Consider the following 16,165-nt stretch of genomic DNA (forward strand, 5'->3'; position numbering starts at 1 on the left):
TCGTTTTCTCAAATTACGCGGTTGCATCGGGCCACCAGTAAATTCCTGTGTTTGCTTTCTTATTGTAATAATGGAAAAAAACAGAAATAACACTTTTTGATGTTTGTAGCTCCTTTAGAGCTCCTGTGCTAAGTGCTATGGCTTTGTCTTTAAGAGGTAGGCTCTTAAGCCAAAGCCATAACCCTTATCACATAACTTCGTTATTACAAACCTCAAAAAGAAAAAAACACCGCTTACGCTAAAAAAAACTGTTTAACCATAAACTTGAATCAGTTATCGTTATGATTGTTTTTCTGGTTTTTGTGAAAAAGTAAACACAGAGTTTTGCTGGTGAGCCGTTATATCGATAGTTTTTACTTTTGGGTTAATACGTCCTGCGGATCCACATTTCCATAAAACGATCAGAAACACTATACTTCTTTGTGCGTTTCTCGTTCTGGTAGGTCAGTATCTGTTTGTCAAGGAGAACGTTTATAGCATACTGCACAGAACTGGGCGATTTGAGCGCGTGCTTCTTGACGAAGGCTACCGATGTGACACCGCTGGCAATGCCTTCTTTGGCAATTGCTATCAACGTCTCTTTCTGCTGCATGTTGAGCTGGTTCATCACGTTGGCAAAAGAATGTCCTTTCTCTTCCAAAATATCACTCAGCGTCTTGTTGATAATTGTTTCGTCGATAGTCTCTTCAGAGTCTGTATATGCAAACGCATTGTGTAGAATGTTATGAACGTAATACGTATGTCCTGCAAAAAGGTCATATGCCAAAGATACAGCTTCATGTGTTATTCTGCGTGAGGCTTTCTTGAATTGCTCTTCTGCAAAATCTGTATATACCTCTTTAGGGATACAGTCCAAGTAAATCTGCTCGGCACTATTATAAAAGGGCTTTGCTGCAGAGTTAAACATGTTCTCAAGAATATGGCGGTTGCTTCCTGCATAGATGAAAAGGCAGTTGTTCATCTTCTGAATATGGGTGCGGAGCGTTGCTTCCACGTTTTTCTCCGGATAGTTAGCAATCTGCTGGAACTCATCTATGGCGAAGATACAAGGCTTGTCTGCCTGTTCCAAATAGCTGAATATCTCTTCCAAGGTCAGCTCTGGAGAATGAATGTCCCCCAGCTTAATGTTGAAGGTTGGAGTATTCGTGACAGGGTCGTAGCCAAAGTTCCCTGCCATAGAGTGAAGACCATCCAGGAATTTGTTGAGTACGACTTTTCCTTTGGGCACCAACACAGAATATATCTCTTTGCTGAGGAACAATACCAACTCATGCAGGCTGGTGGTGGGATAGATGTCCGTGTAGAAGGTGTAGTAGTTGTCTTTGATGGTAGGCTGCTCGAACACGTGGCGTATCAGCTGTGTCTTACCCATTCTTCTGGGGGATGTCAAGAGAATGTGCCCCTTGTTTTCAAGTGTACGCACCATCCATGTTGTTTCTTTCGTAAGCATTCGTTGAAATACACGTTGTAGCAGTTGTAGTTTGATAGTACCTTTGCAGTCGCAATAGTGCACCGAACTACAACTGTTATTTTTATGACTAAGGAAGAATTTGAAGTGCTGCAGTTAGACCTACAGCAGAGTGGTAAGCCACTGATGAGTTACTTGAAAGAGTCTGGTATCAATTACTCTACCTATACCTACTGGCGCAGGAAAGCTGATTCAGAGAAGAAGCCGCAGCTACCAATAGCTCCTATCAGTTTCTCCCAACATGCCGACCCTGTATTTTCCGGTTCTGTGCCCACTGGTGCCACTCTCTTGTTTCCCAATGGTCTTCGTGCCCACTTCGGCAGTGGCACGGAGGATGTGCTACGCGATCTGTTGGACAAAAGCCTTGTGAACCATGTTCTGCCTTAACGATACAATGCGCTACTATCTGTGCCCGGGAAGAACTGATATGCGTAAAGGCATCAGCTCTCTCTGCGGTGTTGTGCATGAGAAGATGAGAAGTGACGTGCGTAATGGTGACGTATTCATCTTCATCGGCTCAAGTCGTAAGCTGATGAAGTTGCTCCATGCAGAGGATGGCGGTATGGTAATGTACGTCAAGCGTTTGGAGGCAGGGCGCTTCAAGCTGCCTGAGTATGATGAGAATACTCGGAGTTATCAGATGGAGTGGCGCGATCTTGTAGTAATGGTGGAGGGCATACAGGAGTCTCCTGACCAGCGACTCAGGCGCCTTCGCGCACAACGGAGGGAGTATGTGGTATAGACAAAATTTATTACACATATATTACTGATTATTAGTTATTTATAGTACAAAATATTCTTCTTTCTCAGATATTTTTTGTACCTTTGCACTATATTTAAAAGGTACGGACAATGGAAGAAAGAGAAGAGATGTATATGAAAACGATAGAGACGCTCAACGCCTCTATCGCCACATTGTCCGAGAACCATAAGAAGGAGGTGGATTCCCTTAACGAGCGCATCAAGGAACTGACAGCCCAAGTGGCATGGCTTAACCGCCAGCTCTTCGGGCGCAAGTCCGAAAAGCTCCCCATCATCGATCCCAACTACCCGGACCTCTTTGCTAGTATGCTGCCTGAAAATGCACAGCAGATAGCAGATGCCCATGACGAGGCTGTGGAGAAGATCACGAAGACCAAGGAGGAGCGCCGTCAGGACAGGAAGAACCGTATCATGATGGAGGATCTTCCTGTACTGGAACAGGTAATACTCACACCGGATAATCTCGACACGAATCTCTATAAGAAGATTGGCCAGGAGGTGACACGTATCGTGGAGCACAAACCTGGCCAGCTGTATATCAAGGAGATCATCCGCGAGAAGTGGGGTCTGAAGGATAATACCGCTACTGCGCCAAAAGGAATGAGTGGAGTGCTGATAGCCCCAATGCCCCTTCTGCCTATCTACAAGGGCATAGCCGGTGCCAGCCTGCTGGCAGAGATCCTGCTTCAGAAATATGAGTACCACATGCCTTACTACCGTCAGATTAAACAGTACAGTCATCTTGGCATGAAGGGTCTTACGGAAAGTACTATGGACGGTTGGTTCAAGCAGACGATGGAATTGCTCAGGCCACTTTATGAAGTGCTCAAGGCAGAGGTGATGAAAGCCGACTATGTACAGGCAGATGAGACCACCACGCCAGTGATGAACAAGGATACCCACAGGGCAGCGAAGGAATATCTCTGGATGGTGAGGGCTGTAATCCAGCGGCTGGTGCTCTTCCATTACGACCAGGGCTCCAGGGCAGGAGCAGTGATAGAAGCACTGGCAAACAAATACGATTTTAAGGGATATCTACAATGTGACGGTTTTGTGGGCTATGAGACGGCCTTCAAGACAAATCCTGACGTGTGGCTGGTTAACTGCATGGTACATATCCGTCGCCATTTTGAGCAGGCACTCGATGAGAACCGCCCGATGGCAGAACATGCCCTTACGGAGATACAACATCTCTACAAAATAGAAAACATGTGCGATGGTGCAGGACTGTCACCCGATGAGCGCAAGGCCAAGCGTCAGGAACTCGCCCGTCCCATTATGGAAGCCATGAAACTGTGGATGGAGACCGAGGGGGTGAAGTACAGCGAGAGTTCACTGATAGGCAAGGCCATCACCTATGCCTATACCCGCTGGGACAATATGATGCGCTATCTGGAGGACGGAAGACTCCTGCTTGACAACAATCTTGCGGAGAATGAGATACGTCCCATCACGCTGGGCAGGAAGAACTATCTCTTCTGTGGAAATCACGAGGCTGCACAGAATATGGCTGTCGTCTGCTCACTACTGGCAACATGCAGGAACCATGATGTCAATCCGAGGGATTACCTCAATGACATTATCAGCCAGATGCCATATTGTGCGAAGGCAAAACCAGAGGAACTGATAGAATTACTGCCGCATAAGTGGAAAATGAAGCATCCAGAAGCCATTATGACAAAGAAAGCATGAACAGACACTAACAAATAGCAACAGCAGTTACAAATCGAAAATGATGTAGCTGCTGTTACTGTAATATATAGGTACTACTACCTGTAGTTTATCGAATGCTTACTTTCTTTCTCCCTATCGCAGAAATAGGGCTCTGGTATAATGCCTGTGATGTAAAACGGATTCTCCATAGCTTTGAATTTTGTTGCAAAGATAAATACATTATTTGAATTATACAAATTCTATAATAGAAATTCTATAATTGAGTAAATTCTTTGCGAGATTATTACAAATGCATTGAATCCATAATTACGCAAAAAGGCTGAAAGCATCGATGCTTTCAGCCTTTTTTCTTAGTATGTGGGTCGTGATGCTGCGGCATCACTTTCCGTTGTTAATAACCATAGTCGTCGTCTTCGTCTTCTTCGTCATCCCAGACGGACTTGTGGTCACGACGAGATGACATGCCCAATTCTGGATCAGCATATTGTTCACTCGTTCTGAGAGAATTCGCCAAGATTTTTGTAGGATGTATCTTAACTATCTTTATTGTGGGATTATTATATAACTTTTTCATTGTCTTTATTTGCTATTTGAACATTAATTACCATGAATTTATCATACTCTCGGCTTTGCCGCTTTGCTCGTCCAAGGATTATTTAACCACGACTTTCTGGCCGTTCACGATGTAAAGACCTTTCGTAGGCTTAGCCACGCGCTGACCGCGAAGGTTGTAAACAACTCCCTCGCCTTCGGAGAGGGCAGGTGTGAGGTTCTCAATGCCTGTTGTCTCATCATCAAAGATGCTCATACGTACGGAAGCACGTGAGCTGCTGCTTGTTGGAACATTATCTAAATCAAGGTAGCAGCGGTATTTCGTTCCTGTCAAACTATTCTCAAGCTTATAGAATGCTGTTCCAACTTTGTCTGCCTGATATTGAAGGATGTAGCTATCAGCAGGTACTGTCTTTGCTGCGAGCAAACCTACAAGACCATTGTCTTCGTATGTATCCTTATCGTTATTAGCAATTCCCTTGAGTGCTACTGATACATTTGAAGCCTCTTCTGTAGAGAGTATATAAGGAGTATTAGCATTCAGCACACCTGTTTCATTCTCTTCAAGGTAGATATAACCACTTCCTTTGTGAGAAACAGTATATGCTTTAACTGTTGAAGGAATCAGGTTTTCATATGGCGCAATGAATGTTCCCCAACCTGTTGTTGCATTCACGGCAAGATTTACATCCGTAACATCCACAGCATCAGAGATGACCCATTTACCAGAGCCTCCTTGTGGTGCCGTAACGAGAGAACCTTCACTAGCAGCAGCCTGATAGTTGTTGAAGTTGCCAGAGCCTGCATTTCCTCCAATTTTTATTGTTCCATCATCATTCAAAGTAAATTTTATTTGATTGCAACGAGTATTAATACCTTCTGTCTTTACGTATGCAGTTGTCTTAGCATCCTTGTCTGTACACAAATCATTGCCATAAGGAGTCTGAATATTGTAGTAGCTACTGTTATCTTTATCAACGGTAATCTTTATTGGATAAGGAGTAGCAGATACCTTAACTTGTGTCTTGGTTTTTTCATATAACATGTAAAGATTAAAGTCCGATGCAGTACCATCATTATTAGCAACAAAAATCTGATAATACTTATCTGGATCAGGTTGGTTCTGAGTGCTTGATGCCATATTACCTTCAGCAGTCTCAAGGGCACTCTTGGCATCAGTGTAATCATCTACTTCATCACCGTCAGCATCAATCACATCCTGTGCTTCGCCAATCGCTATATTAAGTGCATTATAGTACGTTGCATCATACTTGAATGGAGCTGTGCCCACCTTTGGTGTCCAGCTGTTATAGAGTGCTGTTGCTGTTACTATCTCAGCCTCAAGAGAAACCTTTGCTAGAGCTAAAGGATCTTGCCCAACATAAGTCAATGTAAACTTATCTGCTTTATACCACCAGTGACCATCATCGGTATAGCTACCGTCATCATTACTACCTACTGCGCCTATAGTAACTTCTGTTTCTGTAGCCAGAGTAAATGTATATTCATTATCAACATATGTGCCACCACCTTCTGCAGTTGTTATGACTCCTGAGTTGTGGGTATTGTTCATCTTGAGATATATTGTACCACCGTCAGATGCTACAAGCGCAGCCAATTTATACTGACCTGCAGGAAGTGTTCCTATCGTCTGAGTTATAGGTGTACCTTGTGACCATGTATTAAATTGCCATGAGCCGTCAATTCCAGAAGTTGTATAAGGTGAAGAATTTCCTTTTGCACCTGTATCATTAGAAGCAATCGTTGTCCAGCCTAGGGTGCTCCCTAGTTCAAAACTACTGTTAGCAATAATTGCGGTAATATCAGTATTATCATTTTTCACACCTTCTTCAATCACCTCTGCACGAACATCCGCAGCCAAAGCAACTGGGTCAACATCAGCATTCGATGTATAGACAGTTGATGCACCCTCTGGAGCCACATAGCTTGTCACAGTTTCTGCAAATGTGTTGGCACGAGTAATCAGGTCGTTAAGAATAATGAAATCATTAATTGATGTTTGAGCATCTTCATTCGCAGTCTCCAATGCTTCAATAGCAGAAATGTAACCAGAGTAATCTGCATAAATTTCCTCATCAGTATCGAAATCGGTGTTAAGCGTACTATACGCGGCATCAAGCGCAATTTTTGTTGAACTATTCATCACTGAATTTTTAATGGAATTATATTCGGTAATTGCATTAGATGCCCTTGTTTTTGATGTACTAACATCTACTCTCAATATTATATTGTCAAAAGATTCTTTCAAAGCGGATGAGTTTTGTGTTGAAATCTTTATCTCTTTTATTGTTACTAATCCATCAGAAAGAGTTATCGGATCTCCAGAATTTACAGTAAGAGTAGTTCCGGAAGAACTGCTATTAATTACGAAAGAGTTTGACGGAGTCATTGTTGCGCTATTTCCATATCCTCCATTTGTGAAAGTCGTGAGATCTTCACTATTTGAATTTTGTACATGTGACGTGGTACCATACCCATCAGCATTGTTACTAACAATCTTAAATAGAGTAATTTGATTGCTGTTTTTTATTGCTGTAATAGTTATTGTTACTGCTCTACCTGTTACGTGGTAATTCATGTTAAAATCAAAAGAGAATCTATAGTTATCCGCATTTAAAAAGGCAACATTGTTTGCAAATGAAATACTTGCAGAACCATTCTTGGGTTGTGTTAAAAGTAAATACTTATTGGTATCATTTACACCTTGAGAAGGAGTGATGTTAGAGAATGTCCACCCATTAGCATAAGTATCAGCATTCTCAAAATTAGCCTCATATGCTTTTGCATAATTATGGGTAACCACAATACTCTTAATGGTAGGATACACCTTAACATCATTGACTGTAGCACCATTCTTCACCATCTTAAAATAGAAGTTACCATCAGCCGACATTGTAAAAGTTAAAGTGTTATTTACTTCATCTTTCGTACCTGTAGTTGGTGTGGTGTTAATATTATTGATTGCATCAGAATTACCAGTAATAGTAATAATGTCACCTTTCTTAAGGTTTGGAACAATTACCATACGATCACCATTAGATATATTTCGTAGTCCCGGATTACTATCACTCGTCCTATAGACTTGCCAGTTATCATAAAAGTAAAGTCCTGCACAACAAGTTGGAGCTGTAGCCAAATTGCATGTTGTACCAGATTGTGTAAGAGAAGTCGTCTCTGATTTAGTTATAGCAGTGCTAGTTGCTAAACCTGTGAAAGTCCATGAATGGGTTGTTATCACATCAGCCCACGTAGAATTAGTGCCTCCCACTAGCAGACACACTGCCAGTAAGAATGTTTTTAGAAGTTTTTTCATAGTTTATTATTTATTTAGTAGTTGAATTATCTGGTAGTTCCTAGTTTGGTCGGCAAAGGTAAGGAAATGTTGTCGAAAAGGATTGTAATTAAACAGAGAATTATCCGATTAGAGCAAAAAATGTCTTTGTTTTCTCAAATTTCACGGTTTCAACATCGGTTTTCTGCTCACCAGTAAAGTCCTTTGTTTGTTTTTTTTACAAAAACCAGAAAAAACCCCATTAAAGAGATTGTACTCTTGCCAGAGTACTAACGGTATTAGTGACAAACTTCCTTGAGAGCATGCTCTCAGATAATTCAAGTTTCGGATGTAAACAACTTGTTGTCTGTCAAGTAATTTATTTCTATCAAGAATTAGAGAATTGGAGAATTTTTCTCAATATGCAATACGCTGTCTTATGAATTGATGAGAATAAATAGAATGTCTTTTGCTTTGCAAAAGCTAGAAAATTCTCTAATTCTCTAATTCTTGATCAATAAAAAACACATCCGAAAGTTCAGTCAATATATTAATTCAAAACGCTGGTTTTGCTATCATAAAACTAGTCGTTAGTGGTAAGGTGTCAGCCTCTCAGGCTGTCATTTTATCACTAACGATTATTTTTCTGCGATTTTTCTTGCATTTGCCTCTTTCGTTTAGTATCTTTGCCAACTAAAAATGATTGTACAGATGAATCTACAAAAAATATAAAAGATGGATGCTAAAAAAACGGTGACAGTGACAGCGTGACAGCACGTTTTTCGAAACATTACGCGTACCGCGCGCGTATACACGCAGTACGCATAATACTTTTTAAAATTCTGCTGTCACGCTGTCACTGTCACTGGTAATTGAGTAGGTTTGCAGTGGTTTTCCTTGCTCTCATGGCTGCGTTAACGCAAATTTATGCCGAAAGTTTTGCACTTTTGACTTTTTTGTTTATTTTTGCAAGCGAGGAACTTAAACTAATCATAATGAGACGACCAGATATCGTAGATAGAATTAGGGAAGAAGCTCACAAAATGAGTTCTGAAGTGCAAACAATTCTTTATGGATCGGAGGCACGTGGTGATGCACGTCCTGACTCAGATATTGATTTGTTGATACTTGTCAATAAAGACAAACTCTCATATATAGACAAAGATCGTATCATTGCTCCATTTTATGACATAGAACTTGATACTGGTATCATCATCAGTACTCTCATTATGCCACGCAAAGAATGGGAGAATAGACCTTTCTTAACTCCATTCCAGTATAATGTAAATAAAGAAGGTATTACACTATGAATGCAGTATTGACCGATGAAAACTATGAGGCATTGTCTCACTATCGCCAACAGCGAGCTCATGAGACAATAGCAGAAATCCCCTATTTACGTGAACAGGGCTACTTTAATACGGCAGTAAACCGTTTGTACTATGCATGCTATTATGCTGCGGTGGCTTTACTTACCAAACATCATATCAGCTCAGCGACCCATGCTGGTGTTAAAACTATGCTCGGTATGCATTTTGTATCAAAGGGACTCATTACGAAGGAAAGTGGAAGGGCGTTTGCAAACTTGTTTGACAGTCGTCAAAGTGGTGATTATGACGATTTCGTATATGCTACACAAGAAGAGGTTGACGAGCTGTTGCCCAAGGCACAGCGGTTCATAGAAGAAGTTGATGCTTTATTAGAACAACCTACTTGATCTCTTATGTTTTTACTTGCCGTTAAGAGAAGTATAACATCTCTCTGAGCAAAGTTAAACTTCTCTATTAGTAATAATAATTAATGTTCAAAAATCCGTGTTTATTTTTCACAAAAACCAGAAAAACTCCATTAAAGAGATTGTACTCTTGCCAGAGTACTAACGGTATTAGTGACAAACTTCCTTGAGAGCATGCTCTCAGATAAGTTTTCCACTAATTCCGTTACCCTTTCAGGGATCTAATCTCTTTAATGGCAAAAACATAAAAAACAATCTTAACGATAACTGTTTCAAGTTTATGGTTAAGCGTTTTTTTTAGCGTAAGCGGTGTTTTTTCTTTTTAATGTTTGTAATAACGAAGTTATGTGATAAGGGTTATGGCTTTGGCTTAAGAACCATTTCTTAAAGACAAAGGCATAGCACTTAGCACAGAAGCTCTGTAGGAGCTACAAACATCAAAAAGTGTTGTTCTGGTTTTTGTGGTTCTTCTTCAATTTAGTTGAAAAAGCAGAGGCTCCAGAATAAGTTTTCTCTTAAGCAGTTCCAGTCCAGCCCTGCCATACATGCACCGTTTGACCTCCTTTATCTTGTTGACAAATCCTTCGACAATGCCATTGGATATAGGTAAGACGATGCAGTTCATAACGGCTTTGAGGTCTCTGTTCACACCATCAACGAAGCGTCTAAGCCTTTCAATGGAGGTATGTCTGTATTCTTCTATCCATTTGGTAAGTCGTCTAGGATTATTAGACTTGAGAAGTTCATTGAATTCAGAAACTGCATAATACAGAGTTGAGAACCACTTCAGTGAGAGCAATTTTCTGATAAGCGTGTCCTCTTGCCCATTGAGTTTCATGCCTCTTACAGACCTATTTATGATATTGGCCATCATGTGAATAGGCAAAAGCGGTTCTTTGTGTGACACCTCAGCGACACGCTTTGCCTGCACGTGTTGCTCTTCAGTCTTACGCGGTCCCCGATGGCCATCTGACAAATAATGGAAATGGCGGTAATAAGGCCCCATTGACTTGTAGCTACCATCTTTGTTGATGTCCTTGAATATCTTGGACAGAGGCCTGCCTTTGGCGTATTCCGTCTCCACATAGGCCTCGTGCATTGAGAAGTCAACTTGGGCATTGCTCTTACGGGCAGGTAATGATGTGATGTCCATATACGACTGTACAGTTGTATAGAATATGCCGGTAGCTTTGACTATCTCACCCTTGCTCATACCCTTGGCCTGTAGAATCTTGACCTGATTGAATTTTGCCTGCCGTTGCACGTTGGTGCCATTACTGATATCGTTGGTCTTGCGTTCTCCCATGACTAACATCCTGTAATCCTCGTAGTTTTCACTGACAACACGTGCTATCATATCGGAGGCATTCTTTACTAGATGAAAGTGGTCGGCAACCTCCTTGATCAGGCGCTTGGTACTTGCGACGGCAGCAGAGTAGTCGGTGGATCTGTCACGACTGACAATCTGCACCTTTATGTGTCTGTCCAGCCACTCCCTGAAAGTTTCCTCCTCACGATTACCTAACAGGTCTATGATCATACCCGTCCGCAGATTGACAATCACGCTACCATAGGATACGCCCTTACGGAAAGCCCAGTCGTCAACACCTATCCGATCGATATCCGGATATACGGGAAGAGGCATGCGGTGGATGTCGCGAAGGACAGTTGCCCTGCTAATAGGTATTCCCATTATACGAAGATGGCTGCTGCTCTTGCCTGCCGATGAGTCAAGTGACAGTTTTGACACCAAAACCTCACAGCGCCTGCTTCTTCTACGGTATCGGAATACCTCCGTCCCAGGCTGCTCCGCAAAAGTCTTGTGGCTGCAATCTTCATCGTGGCAGAAGAACTTACGCATCTCTAGATGAAGAATAGTGCGCCTGCCGAGTATGGGAAGGTCTGTAACGTGACGCATATATCTGCTGTGTATCTTTTTACTGTGACTGCCGCAATATGGGCAGATACCATAGGAGAGAGAACTACGAGCATATATATGGATGGTATCTGGAAGCACCTCCACATCCTCTATGCTGAGTTCTGCATTCGGATACAGGGAAGAAATTTTGAGGTTGTCGTTATTTGATGCCTCTAAAGTTTGGTTATGACAATTATTATTAGTACTTTTGTCGCTATTAGGATGTTTTGACATGATTTTGAACCACTTGTTTGGCGACATAAAGGTACAAAAAATATGTCAAATATCCTAATTTTATTTACTGTAAATACTTGATAGTTAGTTAATTAAGTTTAATATGGAAGCCGACAATACATTTCATTCTGTCTCCTCTTAAACACTTAAAGAAACATGATTTTCAATGCATCGAACTATTGCTGCTTTTTCAACTAAATTGAAGAAGAACCGTTTTTGTCAAACAACAAACACTGGGAAGGATTACTGTTTAGACTGAATTGTAACATAGTGGAAACAAAGTTGCGATGTAGTTTTGACTGTACTATCTTACAAAGTCGACGACTTTGGTGACCAAACTCGTCGACTTTGGTGACCAAACTCGTCGACTTTGGTTTTCAGCTTACTCAGAACTGGATTACAAAACTTCCAATAGCGGATTACAAGATAGACAGAACTACTCAGCTTTTGCATGTGACCTCTTTTGCAAGCCTAAAAAACAAATTTTGCCATTTTTTTTGGTGATTCCAAGAAAAGGACGTATCTTTGTGCATAATATGCAATAATTCAGAAAAATCATCACATCATAACATTATGGGTGTATATTTAAATATTGGTAATTCGGGGTTCCAAAGCGCCAGAAATAGTGACTATGTTGATAAATCAGAGCTGATAGCAGTTATCAACCAGACTCTTTTCACAGAGCGCCGCTTCAGTTGCGTTACGCGATGTCGCCGTTTTGGCAAGTCACTGGCTGCCAAGATGCTCAATGCTTATTACGACCAGTCGTGTGATTCGCGCTCTTTATTCGAGGACCTTCTTATTGCCCACCACCCATCGTTTGAGACCCATCTCAACAAATATCCTGTAATTTATGTGGATATTTCAGATTTTGTTACTCGTTACAAGGATGCAAATATCATGCAACATATTAATGAGGACGTGAAATCTGATGTACATGCAGCATATCCTGACATTCCCTTACAAGAGGGTGATGATTTAATGGCGTTGCTTATTCGCATTGCAGAAGCAAAGGAACAGCAATTCATATTTATAATCGACGAATGGGATGCCATATGCCGTGAGTTCAAAGCTGGTACAAAGGTTATGGACGATTATGTCAATTGGCTGCGTCGTCTGTTTAAAGCGGCTAACAGCAACAAGGTCTTTGCTGGGACCTACATGACTGGTATCCTGCCTATTAAGAAGTATCAGACAGAATCTGCACTGAACAACTTTACAGAGTATTCGATGGTTAATCCTGGTCGTTTGGCTGGCTGTTTTGGATTCACGAAGTCGGAAGTAAAGGCTTTATGCCAAAAGGAAAACGTAGATTTCGATGAAATGGAAAAATGGTATGACGGCTATAAGCTGGGCAGTGAACCATCCATTTTTAACCCCAACTCTGTTATGCAGGCTCTTTGGGAAGGACGCTGTCGTAGCTACTGGGCTACCACTGGCGCTTACGATGCTGTAGCATCATACATTCAGATGAATTACAATGGTCTGAAAGATGACATATTGAGAATGCTTAGCGGAGGAAGGTGCAAAGTTGACCCTACAGGCTTCCAGAATGACATGTCAGTGATAAGAACTAAAGACGATGTATTGACAGTACTGATTCATTTAGGTTATCTGGCCTATGATTTTGACACAAGCGACTGTTATATTCCCAATCGAGAAGTGGAAGGTGAACTCATCAATGCTGTCAAGTATTTAAATTGGCAATAAGTAATTGTATCTCGTTGGAATCAACTATGATGTTAAGACAAAGAAACACGAGTGCATCATCAGAAATTTCTCTCACCTCTCACCTCTAACTTAGAAAGTTGGTACTATAAGAACTCTGATACCATGCTTGTGTTTGCCCGCAGGTCGTTGTAAAGGAAAAAAACATAAAGAACACTTTTTGATGTTTGTAGCTCCTGCAGAGCTCTTGTTATAATGGCTATGGCCTTGTCTTTAAGAGCAAGCTCTTACGACCAGACCATAGCCATTATAACATAACTTCGTTATACAAACATCAAAAAGCAAAAACATCGGCTTTTCAAGCCTTAAAAAAACTGGCACATCAATGGCCTTAACATTCTATCAAAATGTCATTACCAACAAGGAAATCAACATAATGCTTATGTTTTATCTGTTTCGGATGTATAAAAACCACAGATTACGCAGATTACACGAATTTTAATGACTATTACAGCGGCTAAGCCGCGATTATGTGTGATTTCACAGATTGCTTCGCGTAGCTAATCGCAACTTTAGTTGCAGTAATCAGAATAAAAATCTCATCATAGTGCGCAGCCATAATCTGTAAAATCTGTGAAATCTGTGGTAGTTTTTATATATGCGAAAGTTGAGTAATTCATATCTATAAATGTGTTTTATTGACAGAACGAAGAATGTACTAATCTTTGTTTTTTAGATTGTGATAACAATCGATGTTTTTGCTTTTCGAGGTTTGTAATAACGAAGTTATGTGATAAGTGGTGTGGGGTTGGCGTAAGAGCTCGCTCTTAAAGACAAGCCCATGCCACTTATCACAAAAGCTCTGCAGGAGCTACAAACCTCGAAAAGTTTTTTTCTGGTTTTTGTGGTTCTTCTTCAATTTAGTTGAAAAAGCAGCAATAGTTCGATGCATTGAAAATCATGTTTCTTTAAGTGTTTAAGAGGAGACAGAATGAAATGTATTGTCGGCTTCCATATTAAACTTAATTAACTAACTATCAAGTATTTACAGTAAATAAAATTAGGATATTTGACATATTTTTTGTACCTTTATGTCGCCAAACAAGTGGTTCAAAATCATGTCAAAACATCCTAATAGCGACAAAAGTACTAATAATAATTGTCATAACCAAACTTTAGAGGCATCAAATAACGACAACCTCAAAATTTCTTCCCTGTATCCGAATGCAGAACTCAGCATAGAGGATGTGGAGGTGCTTCCAGATACCATCCATATATATGCTCGTAGTTCTCTCTCCTATGGTATCTGCCCATATTGCGGCAGTCACAGTAAAAAGATACACAGCAGATATATGCGTCACGTTACAGACCTTCCCATACTCGGCAGGCGCACTATTCTTCATCTAGAGATGCGTAAGTTCTTCTGCCACGATGAAGATTGCAGCCACAAGACTTTTGCGGAGCAGCCTGGGACGGAGGTATTCCGATACCGTAGAAGAAGCAGGCGCTGTGAGGTTTTGGTGTCAAAACTGTCACTTGACTCATCGGCAGGCAAGAGCAGCAGCCATCTTCGTATAATGGGAATACCTATTAGCAGGGCAACTGTCCTTCGCGACATCCACCGCATGCCTCTTCCCGTATATCCGGATATCGATCGGATAGGTGTTGACGACTGGGCTTTCCGTAAGGGCGTATCCTATGGTAGCGTGATTGTCAATCTGCGGACGGGTATGATCATAGACCTGTTAGGTAATCGTGAGGAGGAAACTTTCAGGGAGTGGCTGGACAGACACATAAAGGTGCAGATTGTCAGTCGTGACAGATCCACCGACTACTCTGCTGCCGTCGCAAGTACCAAGCGCCTGATCAAGGAGGTTGCCGACCACTTTCATCTAGTAAAGAATGCCTCCGATATGATAGCACGTGTTGTCAGTGAAAACTACGAGGATTACAGGATGTTAGTCATGGGAGAACGCAAGACCAACGATATCAGTAATGGCACCAACGTGCAACGGCAGGCAAAATTCAATCAGGTCAAGATTCTACAGGCCAAGGGTATGAGCAAGGGTGAGATAGTCAAAGCTACCGGCATATTCTATACAACTGTACAGTCGTATATGGACATCACATCATTACCTGCCCGTAAGAGCAATGCCCAAGTTGACTTCTCAATGCACGAGGCCTATGTGGAGACGGAATACGCCAAAGGCAGGCCTCTGTCCAAGATATTCAAGGACATCAACAAAGATGGTAGCTACAAGTCAATGGGGCCTTATTACCGCCATTTCCATTATTTGTCAGATGGCCATCGGGGACCGCGTAAGACTGAAGAGCAACACGTGCAGGCAAAGCGTGTCGCTGAGGTGTCACACAAAGAACCGCTTTTGCCTATTCACATGATGGCCAATATCATAAATAGGTCTGTAAGAGGCATGAAACTCAATGGGCAAGAGGACACGCTTATCAGAAAATTGCTCTCACTGAAGTGGTTCTCAACTCTGTATTATGCAGTTTCTGAATTCAATGAACTTCTCAAGTCTAATAATCCTAGACGACTTACCAAATGGATAGAAGAATACAGACATACCTCCATTGAAAGGCTTAGACGCTTCGTTGATGGTGTGAACAGAGACCTCAAAGCCGTTATGAACTGCATCGTCTTACCTATATCCAATGGCATTGTCGAAGGATTTGTCAACAAGATAAAGGAGGTCAAACGGTGCATGTATGGCAGGGCTGGACTGGAACTGCTTAAGAGAAAACTTATTCTGGAGCCTCTGCTTTTTCAACTAAATTGAAGAAGAACCGTTTTTGTTAAAATAAACACAGTGGAGGACGCCGATAAAAACTATCCTCTCACTT

Annotated in this window: 11 protein-coding genes; 7 read left to right on the forward strand and 4 right to left on the reverse strand. The window is 41.4% G+C overall.

The window, feature by feature from the left end:
- Positions 1-364: 364 nt before the first annotated feature.
- The gene (locus M1L52_RS06910; protein ID WP_248614200.1) at positions 365-1,450 is read right to left on the reverse strand and encodes an AAA family ATPase; all 1,086 of its coding nucleotides are present in this window, start codon (positions 1,448-1,450) and stop codon (positions 365-367) included.
- 84 nt (positions 1,451-1,534) lie between these two features.
- On the opposite strand from M1L52_RS06910, the gene tnpA reads away from it, so the two are divergent.
- The 3 genes from tnpA (at position 1,535) to tnpC (ending at position 3,922) form a co-directional block, all read left to right on the forward strand.
- Positions 1,535-1,855 (forward strand): IS66 family insertion sequence element accessory protein TnpA, encoded by a 321-nt coding sequence (gene tnpA, locus M1L52_RS06915; RefSeq protein ID WP_248614201.1) that lies wholly within the window; start codon positions 1,535-1,537, stop codon positions 1,853-1,855.
- Between the two features lie 7 nt (positions 1,856-1,862).
- Positions 1,863-2,210, forward strand: a complete 348-nt coding sequence (gene tnpB, locus M1L52_RS06920) for an IS66 family insertion sequence element accessory protein TnpB (RefSeq protein WP_248614202.1) — start codon at positions 1,863-1,865, stop codon at positions 2,208-2,210.
- Between the two features lie 110 nt (positions 2,211-2,320).
- Entirely contained in the window at positions 2,321-3,922 is a 1,602-nt protein-coding gene (gene tnpC / locus M1L52_RS06925; protein WP_248614203.1) for an IS66 family transposase, read from the forward strand.
- Between the two features lie 373 nt (positions 3,923-4,295).
- Here the strand turns inward: tnpC and M1L52_RS06930 are convergent, their stop codons facing one another.
- Complete coding sequence (locus tag M1L52_RS06930; protein WP_248614204.1) at positions 4,296-4,478, reverse strand: hypothetical protein; 183 nt, start codon at positions 4,476-4,478, stop codon at positions 4,296-4,298.
- 78 nt (positions 4,479-4,556) lie between these two features.
- Entirely contained in the window at positions 4,557-7,790 is a 3,234-nt protein-coding gene (locus M1L52_RS06935; RefSeq protein ID WP_248614205.1) for a hypothetical protein, read from the reverse strand.
- Between the two features lie 953 nt (positions 7,791-8,743).
- Between M1L52_RS06935 and M1L52_RS06940 the strand changes: the two genes are divergently transcribed.
- Both M1L52_RS06940 and M1L52_RS06945 read left to right on the forward strand, forming a co-directional pair.
- Positions 8,744-9,058: a nucleotidyltransferase domain-containing protein gene (locus M1L52_RS06940; RefSeq protein WP_248614587.1), complete on the forward strand. Its 315-nt coding sequence runs from the start codon at positions 8,744-8,746 to the stop codon at positions 9,056-9,058.
- Entirely contained in the window at positions 9,055-9,465 is a 411-nt protein-coding gene (locus M1L52_RS06945; RefSeq protein ID WP_248614206.1) for a HEPN domain-containing protein, read from the forward strand. The genes M1L52_RS06940 and M1L52_RS06945 overlap by 4 nt, the downstream gene beginning before the upstream one ends.
- Positions 9,466-9,955: 490 nt before the next feature.
- On the opposite strand, the gene M1L52_RS06950 is transcribed toward M1L52_RS06945, so the two are convergent.
- The gene (locus tag M1L52_RS06950) at positions 9,956-11,635 is read right to left on the reverse strand and encodes an ISL3 family transposase (RefSeq protein ID WP_248613604.1); all 1,680 of its coding nucleotides are present in this window, start codon (positions 11,633-11,635) and stop codon (positions 9,956-9,958) included.
- Between the two features lie 573 nt (positions 11,636-12,208).
- On the opposite strand from M1L52_RS06950, the gene M1L52_RS06955 reads away from it, so the two are divergent.
- Both M1L52_RS06955 and M1L52_RS06960 read left to right on the forward strand, forming a co-directional pair.
- Positions 12,209-13,345, forward strand: a complete 1,137-nt coding sequence (locus tag M1L52_RS06955; protein ID WP_248614207.1) for an AAA family ATPase — start codon at positions 12,209-12,211, stop codon at positions 13,343-13,345.
- Between the two features lie 1,076 nt (positions 13,346-14,421).
- Positions 14,422-16,101 (forward strand): ISL3 family transposase, encoded by a 1,680-nt coding sequence (locus M1L52_RS06960; protein ID WP_248613604.1) that lies wholly within the window; start codon positions 14,422-14,424, stop codon positions 16,099-16,101.
- Positions 16,102-16,165: the final 64 nt, after the last annotated feature.

Origin of the sequence: Prevotella sp. E13-27, assembly GCF_023217965.1 — a bacterium.
Lineage (GTDB): Bacteria > Bacteroidota > Bacteroidia > Bacteroidales > Bacteroidaceae > Prevotella.

What these genes read in the sequence shown, in the direction of transcription:
- M1L52_RS06910 (WP_248614200.1), bottom strand. Translation starts at nt 1,450, where the DNA reads ATGCTTACGAAAGAAACAACATGGATGGTGCGTACACTTGAAAACAAG.
- M1L52_RS06940 (WP_248614587.1), top strand. Translation starts at nt 8,744, where the DNA reads ATGAGACGACCAGATATCGTAGATAGAATTAGGGAAGAAGCTCACAAA.
- tnpC (WP_248614203.1), top strand. Translation starts at nt 2,321, where the DNA reads ATGGAAGAAAGAGAAGAGATGTATATGAAAACGATAGAGACGCTCAAC.
- M1L52_RS06945 (WP_248614206.1), top strand. Translation starts at nt 9,055, where the DNA reads ATGAATGCAGTATTGACCGATGAAAACTATGAGGCATTGTCTCACTAT.
- tnpB (WP_248614202.1), top strand. Translation starts at nt 1,863, where the DNA reads ATGCGCTACTATCTGTGCCCGGGAAGAACTGATATGCGTAAAGGCATC.
- M1L52_RS06960 (WP_248613604.1), top strand. Translation starts at nt 14,422, where the DNA reads ATGTCAAAACATCCTAATAGCGACAAAAGTACTAATAATAATTGTCAT.
- M1L52_RS06930 (WP_248614204.1), bottom strand. Translation starts at nt 4,478, where the DNA reads ATGAAAAAGTTATATAATAATCCCACAATAAAGATAGTTAAGATACAT.
- tnpA (WP_248614201.1), top strand. Translation starts at nt 1,535, where the DNA reads ATGACTAAGGAAGAATTTGAAGTGCTGCAGTTAGACCTACAGCAGAGT.
- M1L52_RS06955 (WP_248614207.1), top strand. Translation starts at nt 12,209, where the DNA reads ATGGGTGTATATTTAAATATTGGTAATTCGGGGTTCCAAAGCGCCAGA.
- M1L52_RS06935 (WP_248614205.1), bottom strand. Translation starts at nt 7,790, where the DNA reads ATGAAAAAACTTCTAAAAACATTCTTACTGGCAGTGTGTCTGCTAGTG.
- M1L52_RS06950 (WP_248613604.1), bottom strand. Translation starts at nt 11,635, where the DNA reads ATGTCAAAACATCCTAATAGCGACAAAAGTACTAATAATAATTGTCAT.